Below are 707 nucleotides of genomic sequence, written 5' to 3'. Positions count from 1 at the left end.
ATCTCGGTGATGCCGTGAGCGTCGTCGACGAGGTTTCCGGTTTTCGCTATTTCGATGCCCGTGACCTGCTCGGCTTCGTCGACGGCACCGCCAACCCGACAGGCCTCGATTTGCCCGCCTCGGCACTCGTCGGTGATGAGGACGCCGACTTCGCCGGCGGCAGCTATGTCGTCGTCCAGAAGTACCTGCACGATCTCCAGGCATGGGGGCGGACGCCAACGCCTCTCCAGGAAGAAATCATCGGCCGCACCAAGATCGACAACATCGAAATCGATGATGACGACGCACCTCGCAAATCACACAAGTCGCTGGCCACCATCGAGGATGCCGATGGCAATGAGTACGACATATTGCGCGACAACATGCCGTTCGGCAGGCCGGGGCAAAAGGAGTTCGGCACCTACTTTATCGGCTACAGCAGGTATCTCTGGGTGATCGAGAGGATGCTGCAGCGAATGTACATCGGTGAGCCGCCGGGCGCTTACGACCGGCTGCTCGATTTCTCGACGCCGCACACCGGCACGACGTTCTTCGCGCCAACCCGCCCCATGCTGCAAACCCTTGTTGAGGGCGCATAGAAGACGCCTGCGACCGCACGGCAGGCCGGCGTCCCAACGATTTCACCCGGCGATTGTCAGAACCCTCAGCGTGCGTCGCGCTTTGCTTGCGCCACCTTGGCCGCCTTTCGCTGCCGGCCAAGCTCCCAT

The 707-nt window shown here is 61.7% G+C and carries 1 protein-coding gene and 1 pseudogene (1 of these 2 cut by a window edge); one reads left to right on the top strand and one right to left on the bottom strand.

Features of this window, described 5'->3' with window-relative positions; genetic code table 11:
- Positions 1-578: Dyp-type peroxidase (locus EOB59_RS36240; protein ID WP_245486614.1), on the top strand; the 578-nt coding region annotated here is incomplete at its 5' end.
- 65 nt (positions 579-643) lie between these two features.
- On the opposite strand, the pseudogene EOB59_RS13075 reads toward EOB59_RS36240, so the two are convergent.
- Positions 644-707 (bottom strand): annotated as a pseudogene (locus EOB59_RS13075) (hypothetical protein) (it continues 472 nt past the right edge of the window).

Origin of the sequence: Mesorhizobium sp. M7A.F.Ca.MR.176.00.0.0, assembly GCF_004023165.1 — a bacterium.
GTDB lineage: Bacteria > Pseudomonadota > Alphaproteobacteria > Rhizobiales > Rhizobiaceae > Mesorhizobium.
Note: the sequence above shows the minus strand (reverse complement) of the source record. Positions and strands in the feature narration are given on the sequence as shown.